Source organism: Arcticibacterium sp. (genome assembly GCF_055134445.1).
This window is the reverse complement of record NZ_JBSRVI010000159.1, coordinates 40,481-60,406: the sequence shown is the minus strand read 5'-3', so window position 1 is coordinate 60,406 and position 19,926 is coordinate 40,481. Positions and strand designations below refer to the sequence as shown.

6 protein-coding genes are annotated in these 19,926 nt (G+C 38.9%); all 6 read right to left on the bottom strand.

What is annotated here, in order from left to right; translation table 11 throughout:
* Positions 1-35: 35 nt before the first annotated feature.
* The 6 genes from ACTBZY_RS20640 to ACTBZY_RS20615 all read right to left on the bottom strand — a co-directional run bounded on the left by ACTBZY_RS20640 (position 36) and on the right by ACTBZY_RS20615 (position 19,833).
* Positions 36-4,046 (bottom strand): beta strand repeat-containing protein, encoded by a 4,011-nt coding sequence (locus ACTBZY_RS20640; protein ID WP_463048278.1) that lies wholly within the window; start codon positions 4,044-4,046, stop codon positions 36-38.
* A gap of 561 nt (positions 4,047-4,607) precedes the next feature.
* Positions 4,608-10,658 (bottom strand): Ig-like domain-containing domain, encoded by a 6,051-nt coding sequence (locus ACTBZY_RS20635; RefSeq protein WP_463048277.1) that lies wholly within the window; start codon positions 10,656-10,658, stop codon positions 4,608-4,610.
* A gap of 5 nt (positions 10,659-10,663) precedes the next feature.
* Positions 10,664-10,999 (bottom strand): LytTR family transcriptional regulator DNA-binding domain-containing protein, encoded by a 336-nt coding sequence (locus tag ACTBZY_RS20630; RefSeq protein WP_463048276.1) that lies wholly within the window; start codon positions 10,997-10,999, stop codon positions 10,664-10,666.
* Positions 11,000-11,225: 226 nt separating this feature from the next.
* On the bottom strand, positions 11,226-12,881 hold the full coding sequence (locus ACTBZY_RS20625) for a tetratricopeptide repeat protein (protein ID WP_463048274.1): 1,656 nt from the start codon (positions 12,879-12,881) through the stop codon (positions 11,226-11,228).
* 486 nt (positions 12,882-13,367) lie between these two features.
* The gene (locus ACTBZY_RS20620) at positions 13,368-13,526 is read right to left on the bottom strand and encodes a hypothetical protein (RefSeq protein ID WP_463048273.1); all 159 of its coding nucleotides are present in this window, start codon (positions 13,524-13,526) and stop codon (positions 13,368-13,370) included.
* Between the two features lie 136 nt (positions 13,527-13,662).
* Positions 13,663-19,833: a choice-of-anchor Q domain-containing protein gene (locus tag ACTBZY_RS20615; RefSeq protein ID WP_463048272.1), complete on the bottom strand. Its 6,171-nt coding sequence runs from the start codon at positions 19,831-19,833 to the stop codon at positions 13,663-13,665.
* Between the last annotated feature and the right edge of the window lie 93 nt (positions 19,834-19,926).

Here is a 19,926-nt window from a genome sequence, read left to right as displayed (position 1 = left end):
CAGAGTTCTGCTCCGAATTTATCGGAATTAAAAGATTAAGGACACCCACCCCCTATCTCAGCCCTGAAAACAGTAGCAGCTCCTCCTGTAGGAGCTACGGAGAAACCAGGTAAAAGCTGTACATTATTTACCCCTTGGAAGAGCACATTATTGGTGTTTAGGATTTGGCTGTTGGCTTTTAAAATGGGTATGTCGCTTAGGCTTGGATTTGTGCCATCGGGTATTTGAATATCTACTACCGCCTGCCCGTATTCATAAGCTCCCATATCTGGAAGACCTACTCTGGTAAAGCCAGTGATGTCTTCCGCGGGTGCTCCTGTAGCAGTTCCTGCATTTATGGCCGGAGAGTTGCATTTTAATTGCAGGAAGCCATTAGCGGCATCTACGAATTGGGGGTTTTGGTTGTAAACCATATTGCTAATACTACTAATTCCGCCATTTGAATTATTACTGAGTGCCGTAGAATCAGCTTCAGGAATTAAGGAATGGCTTATGGTTAATGAGCTAGAATGATTGTAAAAAGAATTTCCCTGACCACTTCCTGAATTTTCCCAAAAAATAGAATTGATGATACTTGGAGAAGATTTATCATTAAACACCCCACCGCCTGCAAATGCTGAGTTTCCTTTAAAAGTGGTATTACTTATAGAAGGAGAGAAATATTCACTATACAGCCCACCCCCGGTATCAGCTGAGTTTCCTTCGAAGATAGCATTACTTATAGTAGGAGAAGATAAACTATTATACAGCCCACCCCCGGAATTAGAAACTAAATTCTCATGAAAGGTAGTATTGATTATACTAGGATTAGAAGAAGAATTATACAGCCCACCCCCGAAATACGCAGCGTTTTCTTGAAATGTAACATTGCTAATACTAGGAGAAGATAAATAATTATACAACCCGCCCCCAAAACTCTTAGAGAAAGTTCTTGTTGAAAAGACAATGTTTCCAGCACCATCAGCATTCCCCGCTTTCATATAAAAACCATCAATAATAGCAGCCGAGGTCAAATTAGCTGTTATCAATATATGGTAGGCATTCTCGGTATTATTTGTAATGGACAGTGTTGCTCCACTTCCTGAAACTATATCATCTTCATTAAGGTCTCCGTTTAGGTTGGTAGGATTTGCTTTCCAATCCCGCTCAGAAAGCAAAGTTTCTGTGCCCCTAAAACCACCGTAAATTTCCATATTATGGGCTAAATGAAAGGCATTATTTCTGTCCAAAGGCCCGGTAGAGACAGTACCATCTGGTGCTTGAGTAGGATAATAAGTACCTGCCGCCACCCAAATAGCTAAATCACCACACTGATTATCTATGCCCAATTGAAAGTCTTTATAGGCATTGGCCCAGGTGCTTCCATTATTATTGCCAGTGGCATTGTGTTTTACATAAATGGCATTGGTAAACGGGTTATTTCCTTGAAACTCATAAGCCCCCATATCTACCACGCTAGTTCCAAAGGGTCTTTCATTTCCTGCCAAATCTGTGGAAAGTCCTGTGGCAATCCATGCGGTATTGTCTCCTGTATTTATGGCTGGAGAGCATCCACTTAAACTTAAATCGCCGTTGGTGGCATCTACAAATTGTGGGGCTTGGTTGTAAACCATATTGTTAATACTTGTAATCCCGCCATTAGCGTTATTACTGAGTGCCGTAGAATCAGCTTCAGGAATTAAGGAATTACTAATGGATAAAGAAGAATTTTCATTGTAAAATGAATTCAGCAACCCATTTCCAGAATTTTCCCAAAAAATAGAATTGACGATACTTGGAGAAGAAGATTCGTTATTGTACAGCCCGCCACCGTTATCTGTTGCTGAGTTTCCTTGAAAGGTAGTATTGCTTATACTTGGTGAAGAATAAGTAGAATTATACAATCCACCGCCAGATTCTGCTGCATTTCCTTGAAAGGTAGTATTGCTTATAGTGGTAGAAGAAGAAGAAAAATTATAGAGCCCACCGCCAGAAGTTGTTGCTGAGTTTCCTTGAAAGGTAGCATTGCTGATAGTAGTAGAAGAAGATTGATTAAACAGCCCACCACCAGATTCTGCTGCATTTCCTTGAAAGGTAACATTGCTTATACTTGGTGAAGAAAAAAAATAATTATACAGCCCACCGCCAAAATAGAGAGCTGAGTTTCCTAGGAAGGTAACATTGCTTATAATTGGTGAAGAAGAAAAATTATACAGCCCCCCCCCATAACCCTTATCGAAATCATTTGAATTAAATACTAAGTTTCCAACATCAGTAGCATTCCCTGCTTTCACCGTAAAACCATCAATTTTAGCGGCACTGGTTAGATTAGCAGTAATTATTACATGGTAAGCATTCTCAGTATTATTGATTATACTTAGTGAGGCACCACTTCCTGATATCACATCATTGTCACCAAAATCGCCACTAAGAATGGTCTCGTTAGTTGTCCAATCCCGATCAGAAAGCATGGTTTCCGATCCATCGAAGCCCCCATAGATTTGCATGTCTGTAGCTAAGTGGTAAGATTTGTCTCTAACAGTTATGCCATTTACCCCAATGGTATTTCCATCTGGTATTTGAGTGGGATAATACGTGCCTTTGGCCACCCATATTTCCGTAGTTCCGTAGGGATTGTCAATAGCATCTTGCAAATCTATAAAGGCATTTACCCAAGAAGCACCGTTTTTTGTACCACTAGTAGCACTGCTATCTACATAAATAATAGCTGGTATGGTGATGCCTTCATAGGCACCCATGTCTACGGTGGTATTTTGGATACGGGCATTGCCGGCAATATCTGTACTGACGCCACTTATGGCAGCATTATTACCTACATCTAATACCGGTGAGCCAGCTAAAATCCTAAAATCACCGCCCTCGGGATTAATTAGAAGGGGGTCTTGGTCATTGATATTGCCGTATCCCGATCCGAATGGACTCCCTTCCTGTGTTAGGCAAAATTGCACCGTAGGTACCTCTCCTGTTTCATCAAAATATATTTCATTAGTAGTAGAAGCACCTGAATAAGTACCTGTAGCCTCATTGTCCCAAAAAATACAGTTTTTGATAGTCGCGACTGAGTACAGCCTAAAAAGCCCAAGCCCACCACCATATTCCGCTGAATTTCCATAAAAAGTACAATTAATATAGCTATTATTTAATTGATTATCGTAGACGCCTCTAACAGAATTATAGGAAATGATGGAGTTTCTAATGTACGAGTACCCCAATGAGTAAAGATAAATACCGGGGCCTTTATTTCCCGAAAATGTGGAATTACGAATGTCAACTGTAGTATTAATTTTCAAGCCATGATTGACATTTTTTAATACCCTAACATTTACGATGCTTGTGTTATTCGTAGACCCGTCAATATTTAGCCCACCGCCATTATTCCCTATTATTGTTAAGTTGGCTAATTGTATGTTGCCTATACGTACATAAATGCCTCCACCCTCCGACCTGAAAAACTGGTTGCCGTTCAGTTGGATTGAACTGGAACCATTGGCATTTCCTCCTTTTATGGTTAAACCATCTAAAATGGGTGAAGTAGCGGTAGTTACCATAAACACATGATAAGCATTTTCGGCATTATTGTTTATAATTAGACTATCACCTATGCCGCTAACCACATCATCGGCATCAAAATCGCCACTAAGTATGGTCTCATTTGTCATCCAATCACGTTCTGAAAGCAATTCTTCCGTACCAGCGAAACCCCCATAAATTTTTATGTTTTTTGATAAATGAAAACTTTTATCACGATTATTCGTGGAAACACCATCAGGAGAAGATGTGGGCAAATAAGTACCCGCGGCTACCCAAATAAAGTCTCCGGCAGAGGTGGCATCCATCATAACTTGCAAACTGCTAGAGGCATTAGCCCAGCTAGTACCTGATTCATCACCAGAGGCTATGGGTTTTACATGCCATACTGTGGCCATGGCTAAAAAGCTTTGGCTTAGAAAAAGAAAAATCAGTAAAGTTTTATTAAAAACAGACTTCACTTTTCCATCTTTTAATAATAGCAAATGCTTACTTCTTGAAATCATTTCTTGTTGCATATTTTACGAGTTTAGATGAAGAACCCATGGTTTAATCCTTCCTCAACCTGGCCATTGAAATTTGCAGGAATCAGACGTAGGACTTTGCCGTAGCCTTCGTAAGGTGAGGCTATTTACAGGGAAACCACCATTTAGGCATGGGACATAATGTGGACAATCAATAAAGGGCTCTGAATGTGGACTCAGAGCTCTTTATTGAAAAAATCTAAATTCGTATTTATCAAAAGCTCAGCAAAAAGCTCTGTAACTCATTTTTTTCTAGGTTCTTTTTTTTAAGTAAGCGGTAGCGAGATTTTCTAATGCCATCATCGCTTATGCCCAAAATGCTCGTAACCTCATTGGAGTTCATATTCATTTTTAAAAACGAAATAAGCCTGATTTCGCTCTTTGTGAAACTTCCAAATATGGTTCTTAATGCCCTTAAAAAAACTTGATGAATGCCGCTAAATTCTTGAGAAAACTGGTTCCACTGCATAACACCTTAAATGTCTCTATTGATAACACGATTGCGGGTTTTATTCAAGGACTCATCTACATTATTCTTAACATGCTCCATCTCGTTTACTGTAATATTAAATTATGAAAGTATACTTGCCCTTCTCTTTCAATTTTTAAAAAATATGCCCCACTTTGCAAGTTTTTGGTGTCAACGACTACTAAATCTTCCTTAGCAGAAAGGTCCTTGTCGTACATGATTTCTTTCACAAAATTGCCATTGAAAGTAAATAAGTTTATTCTCATTAAAAGATCTGTACTGCCAACGAAATCAAGCTCTATTTCTCCTACTTTGTCAATTACTTCATAAGGCAAATGATAGGGTAGATCTAATAAATCCTCATTACTAGCATCGGTCTGGTTCATTATTCTCGCCTTGTCGGTGTTATTTACAAAAGAAGCAGCCACATTGTTAGGACAATCTTCCAGAATAGCCCTGAAAACTGAGCCACTCTTAACTTCGAATCCCGGTTTTAGCGTAATGGACTTTTCTCCTTTGAAAATTACGGTTGTTGGTGCTTCAATTTTCCCATTCGACTCCAATAATAATTTGTGATAAGTATTTTCGGCGATGGCTGTATTATCCACATTATTATTACTTTGATTAAATGCAACACCATTATTATCACAGTCATTTATGGCAACATCGTCATTAGTAATCGTAAGTATTACCGACGAATTATTTGTACCAAAACCATACTCCCCGCCTGTAGCGAGGCTAATGATTACAGTTTCATTGGGTTCCACCTGGGTATCCGCTTTGGGTTTCAAGAAAATGGTTTTTATCAATTGAGCGGAGTCCATTTTTACAGAACCTTCGTATCCCAGATTTGTTTTAGTAAAACTTGTTGTATAATCGCTCAGATACTCTGCATTACCTGCAATACTAAAATTGATTACTTCAGGATGAGGGATTTTTTCTGATAGTTGAAAAATTATAGCCAAAGAATCGGGACTATCTTCGTTTAATTGAGTGGTACCAGCTGATATAGTAGCCACATAGGGCGAGGAAGGTGCAGTGGCTTGTTTTACTCCAAAATTCCATTCAAATGAATTGGTATTATTATTACCAAAGGCATCTCGTATGTTATTTACACTAGCTGCATATCGCTCGGTTGATGATGAAAGGATGGAGCTGTTTGGTGTAATAATTAACTGATTTCCAAAACAGGCCAAAGTAGCCGGAACTTCTTGGTTATTGGATACTTTTTTCAAACTGAAATTTGTCCCGCTCAAAGCCGAACATTGTAAATTTTCATTGAATTTGATAGAAATCACATCGCCTAATTCATAAATACCGTCAGCGGGCTCCTGGTTGCCAAAAAGCAGTGGAGGAATTCGATCCACCGTACCATTGACAGGTACCGAAAGGATTGTTTGCAAACCACAAGTTAATACTGCCCTAAACTTATAATCACCGTCTGGCAATGCACTGATATTTATACTTTTTTGAGTACCAAAGCTACTATTTTGCAAATCAGCTTTGAGGAATTCAAAAGCCGGTGTTGATATCCAGGTATTAGAACCTGCTGCGGCATATTCAAACCTCACCTTATCAGCATCACCTAATGCATTGTATAGATAATCTTTAAACTCAATTGTAATTATATTAGACGAACCATTGACCTTGAAATCATTTTCGGGCATCGACAAACGAATTGGGCTACATGAATTGGCATATCCGGCCACCAGGCTTACTTCTTTCATGACATCCATGTAGTTTGGATCGCCGCTGCTACAGGCATCATAAGCTTGCAGGCGTATATCTCCCCACCTATTTTCAGGTGTACTGCCGTAAGCTTTCTCCACGCCAACATAAAAACTTGCAGTGGCTGCGTTGGCCGTTGGTTTAGTGTTTTCCGTAAATAAGGTGTATACTTTAGGTACCAGAAATGGATTTCCTTCATTGGTTATTTTAGCCCCTGGTGCACTACCGTCCACAAAACGCACATAGTAGTTACGAGTGACATCGCTGTCGATAAAACTGGAATTATAAAGCCTAAAATCAAAAACTATGGGTTGACCAGAAGTTTGATTTTCTAGTATCGGGTTGATCGCATAGAAATCAAAAACATCGCGGAATTGGCTACCAGGCTCATGTGGGCAGCTACTTGTACCACCCACCAGATCAAAAACAGGAGTTTTGTAAACGGGGTCCGTTTTGATATCTACAGAAAAATTATCGCCCGGATCATCATCTTTTAGGGTATAGCCCACTTGCCTATCTTGAATATTGTTTGTAGCATTGGTACCTCCAATTTCTTTTTTCAATCGAATGGTTACTCCTCCGGATAGACCTGACCCGGCTATTTCGGCACCCATTTCTACCGCAACACTGCTATCTATTCCTATTTCAAACTCCACAGAAATGGTACTTGAGTTTTCAGTATAAACGTAATTGGTGTATTCGCCTACGGCTCCATCAAAAGACCGGTTACGACTGAATGTGGCATTCTTTTTCAGCTGTTCGTTTCTATCAAGTGTTTGCTGCCATACGGATAATTGCCTTAGCAATGCCCTTTTGGTGGAATCATTGGCGGTAGTATTGCTGCCTTGTAAAAGCTGAGGAATGAGTGTGTTTTTAATGTGGTTTTCTGAGAAAATGAACTCGGTGGCAAAGCCGCTATCTGCTACCATAAATACGTCTTTAAGCTCAAAATTACAGGTAGCTTGTTTGTATTTCAGGTTTTTAACTATGGCTGTTTTGTAATTGGTGGCAGCACCTACAAAAATATCTCCGCCTGAGCCCACCACTGCTGGGTTATCCGAAGTTTTGAATGTGGTATTGGCTGTTAGCGTATGCACCTTTACCGTATCATTTACACTACGTTTGTTATAATTGTACTCTCCGGTGGCACTGACGTGAATCTCTGAAGATGTACTAATGCCAACTCCCGTCTCAAATGCAAAGCCAAGCTTGGCTGTAATCCAATCATCTTTTTCAATGGCCGAGGCATAAGATATCTGTTCAGTGGTTTCCACGGTTTTATTTTGCTCCAAAAAACTAAAGCTTCCATCTCCAGGTGGGTCTCTTAAGATTAAATAGGGTATCTGGGGTGAAGTAGTGGTAAAGCCACCTTCACTGGCTTTAATACCTGTGACAATGGCTTTTACTACTTTTGGTGTGGCAGGTCTGTTCCAATTATCACTAAAGGTGAATGAGATAGGTTTTGCATAGTTTTGGCCTCCATCCGTGCTAATATCACCACCTGTAAGAGTCAAAATACTGAGCCCATTCGAAGTTAGATAGTTTAATTTTTCATTATTTTTCTGAAGGTTAGAGGCATACTTTAAGGTATCGTCTTTAACTGGGCACAGTTTTGACGGATTGCCCTCAAATACCTTTACAGAAAATGTTCTAGGTACTAATTGCTTAAAAAGGGTGTATTCAGCATTTGGGTTAGGCCCTGTTAGATTACAGGCAGGTGCGTCCAAGCCATATACCTCTATTACAGGGCTTTCATGGAAAAATAGATTCATGGTGGCATCGACATCTGTAATGTCTCGAATCAGTATTGAGTCTGGCAATGCATTTAAAAAATTGACCATATCGCCTGCATTTAGGTCATTATTGGGAATAGAAGTCGGCAAATTTGTAATGCTATTCACCTGAACTTTATATTTACCTGCTGGTAATCTCACTTTCGCATACCCATTATTAGTAGTATTAACAGTGAGTTTTATTTTTGAATTAATGGGGTCTATTTTGGTAAAAAGCAATTCCGCAGAACCTACCGACGGGTAATATTCACAGTCTTTAGCCACGTTTACAGTTATGAAATGCGTGGTGGTATCGTTAAAGTTGATGCCCGAAACCACATTGCCATTGCCTACCGTTACCTGTGTTTGTGCAGGAGCAAATTGATGCGAATGAAATTGTGGTTTTATTATATAATTGCCCGAATTGAGCTTAATGGTACTATATTTTCCATCAGAATCTGTTTTAATGCCTAAGTCTTGCAAGCTGCCGCTACCAGAACTTTGATTTTCCAGTATAATGACGTCTTTTAGTACATCCGTTTTCTCTGACAAATTATTCCCATCGCAATAGTCGCATTCTTGCGTAATATTCCCTGTAATGGTAAAGCCTGTTGTGTCTTTAAATGTTAGTGTTCTTTCATTAATGGCTCGAGACAAAACTACGGTTTCTATATTCTTATCAAAATCATGACCTTCTTTGTAGGGTGTCACTACATAGTTTGCTTGATCAGAGGAAGAATTAGCCGTATTGCCGTAATACAGATCTGGGATAATGAAATTTCCGCCATTGCTTGTTATAGCTGAATCGAGCTTATTAATTACTCCTCCTGATACTGTAGAAGTCCTTTTGGCATAGACTTTAATCCCATCAATCCCGTTAACGTTGTTTCTATCTCTCACATAACCTGAAATATTCCCATTGGCCGTTATCACTTTAATGGTGGAGACATTGGAATATGAAATTAAAGAATTTTGGCATTGATTATGAGTAAGCCTTCTGAACCGATATTCAGGATTGGTTTCGCCAATTCCCTGGGGAATAATGTATTGACTGCTTGTTGCTCCTGATATAGGAGCATAGCTAACTCCCGTATTGGTGCTTTGTTCCCAGCTGTAACTTAAAAAAGGGTATGCAACTCCGGATGTTAGTGATTTTAGGGTATCTGGTTTTTCTTGAAAAAAAGGTATAATGTGATCTCCTGTAATGGTACCTCCCGAAGTATTGGTCAAGGTGTAAGCATTGAAGGTGATTTCGTTGCTATAGGAGACAGCCCCATAAGCTGTAACTTTTCTTCTAAACTTTACCCAGTCATAAGATTCCATTTTCCCTAGATCACAACCGTTTGCCTGATCTTCGTAACAATTATTAACGCTGAACCAATCGTGACTTGGGTCTTTCCTTTCCCAAGAATAAGCAACACTGGCACCATAAATACTGCTGGCTAAGGTATAGTTATATAAAACTTCGCCGATATTGCCATTGCCTGGACAATGATCTTTTGAGCTCTCAAGAATACCCCCATTCAATGAAATTACCCCAGGTACTGGTAAGACTTTTGAGCTACCTACGCTAAGTTCAAATTGGCCTTCAGATCCAGTTTCTGTAGATGTACTATAATACCCTTCTACCATCACCCCATAAACGCCGGGGTTTAATCTTCGTGAAATATAGGATGTTGTACTGCTGCCATCGTCGTCGTCTCCTTCTATGTAGGTATAGTTGTTACGGTTGTTCGTTAAAGAAATCAAGTGTAAGTAGGTATCGAAATTGGTCCCTGGATTATCAGTACTTATGACCACGTCTCTGGGTTCATTTAGTACAAATTCATAGTAAACCTCACGAGAAGCTGTAAATTCATTATATCCACCCCAGCCCGTAGAGTTTCGGTCATGATATTCCCAGCCGTAGGGATCATTACTGTTATTTAGCTCTGTGAAATTTGGGTTGCCCAAAAGAGCATTTCTATGGTTTGTAGTAGTATTGGTGCTCAAAACTCCAAATTGTAGTGGATCCCAAAGATATTCCCCATGGGCTGGTCTCCAATAATACCTCAAGTAAACATTGCTATCATAGGTTGTGTTGAAGGTATTGTCACCATAATTGTCAATGTCAAGCTGTACATCGTTTTCTTGAAGAATATTTCCGTTTTTAAAATCAACCAAAAGGTTCAGGTTTCCTTTTCCTGCATCGTCTGTATTCCAAACATAATTTGAATTACAACATTCATCATAAGTGAGAGCAGAGACGTCAAATTTTCCATTACTTCCCGTAATACCCCTTTGAAAAAAATAAGGATAATATACTTCATATCTAGCTTGTCCTGTAACCCAAGAATAAAAATATTGATCAGGAACTCCATGATTATTATTCATCCCAAGCAAAGGTATACCTAGAGTTCTATTGTCAAATCCTGGGGTTAGATTCACCAATTGTGTAGCCTGATTATCTGTATCAAGTTTTATATCAAGATACATCCTATTATCGGCCAATCCATTAGCTCCGTCATTGTTGGTAAGTGAGGCTTTCCAGTCACGAAGAAAAACTGCAAGATTGTAATCATTGAGGTTGGGTGATTGTGCCATTGACTCCTGGAAATTGACAATCAAAAAAATCAATAAAAATAAAATTCTTTTCATGGCTATTAAGCAGTTTTGAGGTTTGTAAAAAGATTAGGGTGCTTATCTAAAAGCAGGGCTCTTCGCCTTCTAGGAATTAGTAGCTCGCTCTTATTTTTGAGCAAAATATATTCCCCGTTTTTACGAGTGATGCATCCTATAATAAAAGCTTTGCTTACTAAGTTTGAGCGGTCAATTCTAACAAAGGAATTGCCTTCAAAAAGTTCTTCAAAAACCTTTAAGCTATAACCTGATATTAGCTTTTTGCCATCATACATATTTAAGATGGTATAATTAATGGAAGCCTGTAAATGTGTAAACATATCAGGCTTGGCAGCATCTAAAATTTTGGGCACATTCATATTTTACGAGTTTAGATTAAGAACCTATGGTTTAATCTTTCCTCCACCTGGCCATTGAAATTTGCAGAAATCAGACGAAGGACTTTGCCTTAGCGATGGTAAGGTTAAGGCTTATATGAAGAAACGACGATTTTGGAATGGGACAAAATGTGGACAATTCAAAAAAGGCTCTGAGTCTACATTCAGAGCCTTTTTGACATCTTTTTAGCGTTTTAAAAAATTGTGGTTATGAAAAACCCAACAAAAAACTCTGGAGCTCATTCTCTTCCAGATGCATCTTTTTCCGTAATCGGTAGCGAGCTTTTCTAATGCCATCATCGCTTATACCTAGAATGCCGGTAATTTCTTTAGAATTCATATTCATTTTCAAAAGCGAAATGAGCCTGATTTCGCTCTTAGTGAAACTTCCAAATTTGGTGGTTAATGCCCTTAAAAAATCTTGATGAATACCACTAAACTCTTCTGAAAACTGAGCCCACTGCGTATCCCCTTCTATGTCTCTATTAATCATTCGGCTAACTCTGTGGCTGGTTTTATTCACGGAGTCGTCTACATTATTTTTAAGATGCTGCATCTCTCCTTTGAGGCTATTTAGAAACTCGTTTTTGTGTGCCAGTTGAAGTATTTTAGCCGTAAGTTCTTTCTTTTTAATGTCTAATTCTATTTCTGAAAATCTGAGTTTTTCCTGCTCTATCTTTTTCTCACTTTCAAATAGCAGCTTATCTTTCCCCCTTTTTTGGTGAATGGAATAATACAATATGCCTAGGGCCGTCAGAAATAGTAAAAGAACTACTATTCTCCATTTATTGAGTTCATTTGTTTTACTTAAAACTTGAATTTTAGCCTCTTTCTTCACAGATTCAAATTTGGCATCCATTTCTGCGATAATTCCCGTTTTTTCGATAGACATTATACTGTCTTCCAAATTTCTGACAAAATACAAATTATCATAGGCCTCTTTATTATTGCCAGCCTGGTGTTGTGCTTGAAATAATGCTGTATAAGCATTGATTATGCGATGTGGATCCTTTCCCTTTTCTGCAATTTCTACTGCCTTATCTGCGTAAAAATTAGCTTTGACAAAATCTTCCTTTTTGGTGTAGTTAATGGCCAAGTTTCTGAATACATGCTCTTGAGAATTGTAGATGTCATGCTTTTGGTATATGGCCAAAGCATTTTCCAAATAACTGATTGCCTTATCGTATTGCTGGTAATTATCTGAATAGATTTGAGAAAGATTTGCATACAAAACCCCTACCACGTAACTGTCTAGACCCGTTTCTTTGGCGATTGCCAATCCGTCCAAATAACTTTTTTCGGCTTCAGGAAACCTGTGTAAGCTACGATAAATAATGCCGAGGTTAGAATATATACTTAGAAGGCCATTGGTGTCATTGGCTTTTTGATAATAGTCTTTAGAGAGCAAGGAATAGTGCAAAGCTTTGGCGAGTACAGACTTTAAACCTTTTTTGTCTCTCCCTATTTTTTTAAACGTTAGGCCTAAGGTGTTATATGCAGACCCCAATCCTTGGTCGTTTTTGATACGTTCATATAAATCAATTGCTTCTTGATTAACCTTAATGCTTTGGTCAAAATCTCCACGGTTTTGTAAATAATTAGCAAAATTTAGCCTATTCCGTGCTTGCATGCTTTTAGTACCATATTTGCTGACTGCATTCTTAGATACCTCCAAATATTTGGCAGTTGAGTCGGTATTGTTACGACTATAATATTTAACTATTTCCAGCGAAAGTTGAGCTTTTTCTAATGAGGGTAATTGACTACGAAAAGCAGATTTTAAAGAATCTATTTTGCTCTCTTTCTGAGCAATAAGCAGACTATGATTTAATAGAAGTAAAAGAAGCCATGCTCTAAATTTCATATTTGTTAAAAGAAACATTTTGATTCAATGATATGTAAGGTCATCTTTCTTATTCAACTATTTCAGCATTAGCTACTAAATGATTTCGTTTGCTTAAGAAATAGTGTTTTAGAGGCTACTGAACAAGAAAGATGAATAAAAGTGATTCCATATTGCCAAAATACTGTTTGAAGCATGGTTAAAATTCATTTTTTATACCATTCTTACATTTAGGAGCTTATTGAATTTTCATTGTGCAAGTTTATTTTGGTGATGGTTTTTGACGGTTCGCCGCTGCGATTCATTTTTGCCTAAACAAAAATATGTGGGGAGACGCCTAGTCCCGTCTGGCAAGACAAGAAGAAACCATTTAAAGGAATGCACGATGTTTTCAGAGAATGATGCTAAAACCTTGCATTTGAGTTGAAAAAAAAGGTGTATCCAATTTATTTTAAATCATTTAATTGTTTTAGCCCTATTTAAGAACCCTTAAATAACCTGAAAGACTTAGGGTTCTTCACTATCAATAATCTTGGCATTTAGCTTTTCAAAATGACCATTAATTTCTTCTTTCAACCTTTCCATTTCAGCCATAACATCCCGTTGCAAAATACTCTTTTGCAATAGTATATCTTTAGCACTTTTTTTCTTCTTCTTATGGCTCATCAAAATCTAGATTTCAAGCAATGTTAAGGGAAACAAAAAGAAGTATACTTTTTCCTTTGGGACAAAATGTGGACAATTGAAAAAAGACTCTGAAAGTTAATTCAGAGCCCTTATTTTTTAATATAACTTGAAATCCTTATAGACACCCGCCCCCTATCTCCGCCCGAAAAACCGAAGCTTGGCCTGGGGCTGGAGCGACTGAAAAGCCCGGCAAAAGCTGCACATTATTAATGCCTCTATAAAGTGCATTATTGGTGTTTAGGATTTTGCTACTTGCTTTTAAAATAGGCACTCCGCTTAAACTCGGGTTTTTACCATTGGAAATTTGATTTTCCACCTCCGCATAGCCGTATTCATACGCCCCCATGTCTGGTAGACCTACTCTTACGAAACCAGTGATATCTGTCGTAGGAGCTCCTGTGGCAGTACCTTGGTTTATTGCCGGAGAGTTACATTTTAGAGCAAAAATGCCATTCGCAGCATCTACAAAAAGTGGGTTTTGATTAATGTTATTATTTGCAGAAGCAAAAGCCGCCTCTTCAACGATGCTGTTTCGAATGTTTAAACGAGCGTTGTCTGTACCTTCTTCTCCCCCTAAAATATCGCCATTATTGCCCCAAAAGATACAATTGGTGAAATCAAGGGGAGCTTCGCCACTATCCCAATATGAGATATTAATAGCATAAGCAGTGGCACCCGTAAAAGTACAATTGACAAAGTGAGGTTGGGCACCTTGGTCAGCATCATCATAGCCGATATGATCATTGCCATTATCCTGAAACGTACAGTTAATGACCACTGCCTTTACGCTTCCTCCGTCTCCCGAAAAATACATGGCCCCGCCATTATCAACCGCCGAATTACCTAAAAAAGTACAATTGCTCAAGGTTGGACTTGAGACTCCAAGGTTAATTCCATGATTGTAGATGGCTCCGCCTTCTTCGGCCGCCGAATTACCTAAAAAAGTACAATTGCTCAAGGTTGGACTTGAGACTCCATTGTCAGTCCCATTATTGTAGATGGCTCCGCCATAAATAGCCGAATTACCTAAAAAAGTACAATTGCTCAAGGTTGGACTTGAACTATTCCCCAACCCTGATCCATCATTAAGCCAACCCCCTCCATTACGCAACGGCAATACTTCAGCTTTTCCATCACTTACAGTAAATCCATCCATTAAAGTTTCGGAGCTTACATTTTTAGTATACACCACGTGGTAGCTATTGTCCGTATTGTCATTTTGAGTTCCTATATCCCCGCTTAATATAGTCTCATGGGTAGTCCAATCACGCTGAGCAAGCAGCGTCTCTGTTCCTGCAAAACCACCATACAGTTTTACTCCGTCTGGAATAGCAAAAGAGATGGTTCTGTCTGTACCTGCGGTGGGATAATAAGTGCCAACAGCCACCCAGATAGGCAAACTGCCACACTGATTATCTATGGCATCTTGCAAGTCTGTATAGGCATCTGCCCATGTGCTTCCATCATTATCGCCAGTGGCATTGTATTTTACATAAATGGCATTGGTAAACGGGTTATTTCCTTGAAACTCATAGGCTCCCATGTCTACCACACTAGTCCCAAATGGTCTGGCATTTCCCGCCAAATCCGTAGAAATCCCTGTGGCAGTCCATGCGGAATTGTCTCCGGTATTTATGGCAGGTGAGCAACCGTTTAAACTTAAATCGCCATTGGCAGCATCTGTGAATTGTGGGTTTTGGTTGTTGATAATACCAGTACCGCTACTGTAAATACTATTTTCTTGGGTGATAGAGTTGGAGACTGCAGATTGTGAACCAGTAAGATTTTCAATATCTGCTCCGGAAACATTAGTTGCACCATTTTTATCGTTCTTCCAAAATATTGTATTCTTAACTATTGGGGAGGAAGAAGTAGAATTCTTAATCCCCCCACCTACTACACTTGCTGAATTTCCAAAAAAAGTAGCATTAGTAATAATAGGAGAAGAATTGTCATTACTCATGCCACCACCGTAACCAGCAGAGTTTCCTGAAAAAATTACGGTTGTAATAACTAAGGAGAGAGAACTATAGTTATCAATACCTCCCCCTGCGGTGTTAGCTAAATTATTAGAAAAAATAATATTAGACATGGTTGGCGAAGACTGGAAATTTTCAATTCCGCCCCCCTTAAAAGCTGTATTTCCAGAAAATATCATATTTCTTATTAAAGGAGATGAATTAGCGTTATTCATTCCACCACCTTCTGTTCTATAAAAAGATTTTGCCCCAAAATTAATATTGGTGTGTTCTCCTTTCGCACTTCCTCCTTTTATAGTAAAACCATCAATAATGCCCGAGGAAGTTAAATTAGCTGTAATCAATACATGAAAAGCGTTTCCATAATTTCCTGTGATGGAAAGTGTATTGCCACTTCCTCTTATCGTATCTGGCTCAGTAGCATAGTCTAAATCTCCACTTAAAATAGTAGGATTTGCTTTCCAATCTCTTTGAGCAAGTTCTGTCTCTATACCCGTAAATCCACCATAGAGCTGTTTATCAGCCCCCATATGAAAGTTTTTATCACGAGGGTCTGTGGATGTGGCATTCCCTGTATGGTCTTTGGTAGGTAAATAGGTTCCTTTTGCCACCCATATTTCCGTAGTTCCATAGGGATTGTCAATGGCATCTTGCAAATCTACATAGGCATTTGCCCAAGAAGCACCGTTTTTTGTGCCACTGGAGGCACTTCTATCTACATAAATAATAGCTGGAATGGAGGTGCCTTCATAGGCACCCAAGTCTACAATGGAGTTTTGTATCCTGGCATTGCCAGCAATATCTGTACTTACCCCACTGATGGCGGCATTATCACCTACATCTATGACTGGCGAGCCAGCCAAAATTCTAAAATCACCCTCATCCTGGTCCATAAAAAGCGGGTCTTGATTATTGATAATACCCGTTCCAGAGCTAAATTCACTTCCTGCTTGTGTGAGGCAATATGCTACCGTAGGAATTTGGTCTGAAAAAGTATATTCATAGAATATGTCAGAACCTGAACTACTATTTGAACCACTTACTGTATTATTCCAGAAAATACAGTTTTTGATGACACTTGCCTTATTTTTGGTATGAATTCCTCCTCCAGAGGAGCCCGAATTGCCGTAAAAGGTATTATTAGTAAATGTGGTAGTCGAACGATTACAGTAAACTCCGGTACTAGAATTCTCCGAAAATATGGAATTCCGAATAATAGAATTGATGGCACCATCGAGGTAAATTCCTCTTCCCTTATTTCCTAAAAACGAGGAACTACTAATGGTAAGTGCCGATTCGGTTTGAACGCCATCATTCTCGTTTTTCAACACTTTTACATTGGTAAGAACGGTACTGCCTGAATTCGAATTAATGCTTAATCCCCCGCCACCATCCATGGCATAATTACCCTTTATGTTTAGATTCAATAATTGAATTTGGCCAATATTAACGTAAATCCCTCCTCCTTGACCTCTAAAAAACTGGTTGCCATCCAGGTATGTTCTACTAGGTCCATTGGCGTTCCCGCCTTTAACGGTAAATCCATCTAAAATAGACGAAGTAGCCGTAGTTACTAGAATTACATGATAAGCGTTATCTGTATTATTAGTAATATGAAGACTTGAACCGTTCCCACTTATGTTATCGTCATTATTAAAATCGCCACTAAGAATGGTTTCATGTGCTTCCCAGTCTCTTTGTGATAATTCTGTTTCGTTACCAACAAAGCCACCATAAATATGAATATTACTTGATATTAGAAAAGCTTTGTCTCGTGGGTTTAGAGAACTTGTTGAACCGGTATATACGGTATCAGTTGTAATGGTGGGATAATAAGTGCCTTCTGCTACCCAAATTTCAGTGGAATGAAAAGGATTATCAATGGCATCTTGTAGATTGAGATATGCATTTGCCCATGATAAACCATCTTTATTGCCATTTGTGGCGTCTTTATCCACAAATACTCTTTCTACCAGCACTGCACCCTCATAAGCTCCAATATCTACTATTTCATTTTGAGGACGAACACTGCCAACTATATCAGTGCTAAGACCAGTTGCTGTCCAAGCACTATTATCTCCTACGTCTAAAGCGGGGGAGCCGTTTAATAGGCGAAAATCACCATTGACAGCATCTACAAAAAGTGGGTTTTGGTCATTGATGATACCTGTACCGCTGCTGTGAACACTGTTTTTTTGGGTGAGGCAATAGGTTACTGTAGGGTTAGAACTAAAATTGTAAATGTCTGCCCCTGCCACAATATTGCTTCCATTTTGGGAGTTATCCCAAAAAATAGAATTGACGATAGCAGGAGAAGAAGAAGAATTATAAATCCCCCCGCCATTGTCTGCAGAATTTCCAGAAAAAGTAGTATTTGTAATAATCGGCGAGGATGAATCTTCATTATAAATCCCACCACCATCAGAATTATCCGCAGAATTTCCTGAGAAAATCGAATTTATAATAATGGGAGAAGAATTCGAATTAAATAACCCTCCGCCGCCATCATCGTCTGCCAAATTATGAGAAAAATTCGAATTTGTAATTATAGGAGATGACGAGTCATAATTAAAAATACCACCACCATCATCTGCAGCATTTCCAATGAAGGTTAAATTGGCAATGTTTGGAGAAGAAGAAATATTGACCATGCCCCCGCCACCGTCAAAGTAAAAGTTTTTTAAAGCGTAGGTGATATACCCAAATGTAGAACCATTTGCACTTCCACCTGTTATGGTTAAGCCATCGATAATTGCCGCATTTGTTAAATTAGCAGTAATCATCACATGGTAAGCATTCTCCGTATTATTACTTATAGAAAGTGTTGCTCCACTGGCAGATACTTCATCATCACCTTTAAAATCTCCACTAAGTATAGTTTTATGTAAATTCCAAATTCGTTGTGAAAGCTGAGTTTCAGTGCCTGCAAATCCCCCATAAATTTCAATGTCCTTATCGAAATGAAACGCCTGGTCTTTGGTGTTTGTAGGAATACCGTCTGGAGAAGCAGTGGGATAATAGGTCCCTTCCGCTACCCAAACTTGATTTCCAATTGCAGTAGCATCTATAGCATCTTGCAGATTTGTGTAGGCATTTGCCCATGAGGTTCCATTATTAGCTCCACCTGTTGCATCTTTGTCTACATATAGAATTGGAGTAACTGCCACATTAAATTCAAATGCTCCTATATCTACAGTACCGTTTTGCGGACGTACATTGCCCAATATATCTGTATTTAAACCAGTATTAGTCCATGCTGTATTATTTCCCATATCAATAGCCGGTGAACCTGCACTTAAAGCAAAATTGCCATTAGCCGCATCTTCAAAAAGCGGGTCTTGGTTATTAATGATTCCTGTACCGCTGCTGTAAGAACTATTTTGTTGGGTCATAGAATAAGTAACCGTATGTGAGCTACCTCCAATATCTGCCCCAGCCACACTGATTGACCCTGCCTGAGAGTTTCCCTGAAAAATAGAGTTGATGATGGATATATTTGAGCTACCACTAAATATTCCGCCATAATTACCTGAGGAAGTATTCCCATAAAAAGTGCAATTTGTGACGGTAGTATTAGAGGTATTGTTATACATTCCAGCACCTTCTGTGGAGGAGTTTGCCCAAAATACGGTATTAATAATTTTTGGCGAAGCATTGAGATTATACATACCACCGGCATAGGTGCCGTAATTAGCTGTGATAATAAGGTTTCTAATGGTGGGGGAAGATAATACATTGTCTATTCCACCACAGACATCTCTTCTATAGCTGTAAGTGGCAAACGTAAGACCAGCAGAACTTCCATTGGCATTACCGCCTTTAATGGTAAAGCCATCAATGATAGCAGCATTGGTCAAATTAGCTGTGATAAAAACATGATAAGAATTATCGGTATTATTATTAAGCGTTCCCAAATCACCGCTTAGGGTGGTTACATTCGCTGCCCAATCACGATCGCCTAAATCGGTTTCACTAATAGCACCTGTAAAACCACCAAATATTTTGAGGTCTTTTGAAAGGTAAAACGATTTGTCACGCGTGTTTGTACCAACACCATCTGGTGCCAAGGTAGGTAAATAGGTTCCTGCCGCCACCCAAATGGTATCACCAGCGGTGGCTCCATTGATCATTCCTTGCAAACTTCCTGAAGCATTAGTCCAGCTATCACCCGAAGCGGTACCAGAGGCGACAGTTTTAACATGCCATACGGTGGCCTTTAAAATTGCACTTTGACATACTAGTAGAAAAACTAGTACGAAAACTCTGTTGAATGCAAAGGTTTTGAAGCAATTGCAATTCGTTTTCATGTCTCGTTTCATAAAGTCCGAGTTTTATTGTTTATTTCTCAGGCTGCACATTTTAGTAGCCGTAAGAAGGGTTTGATTTTGCATTTACAGAAG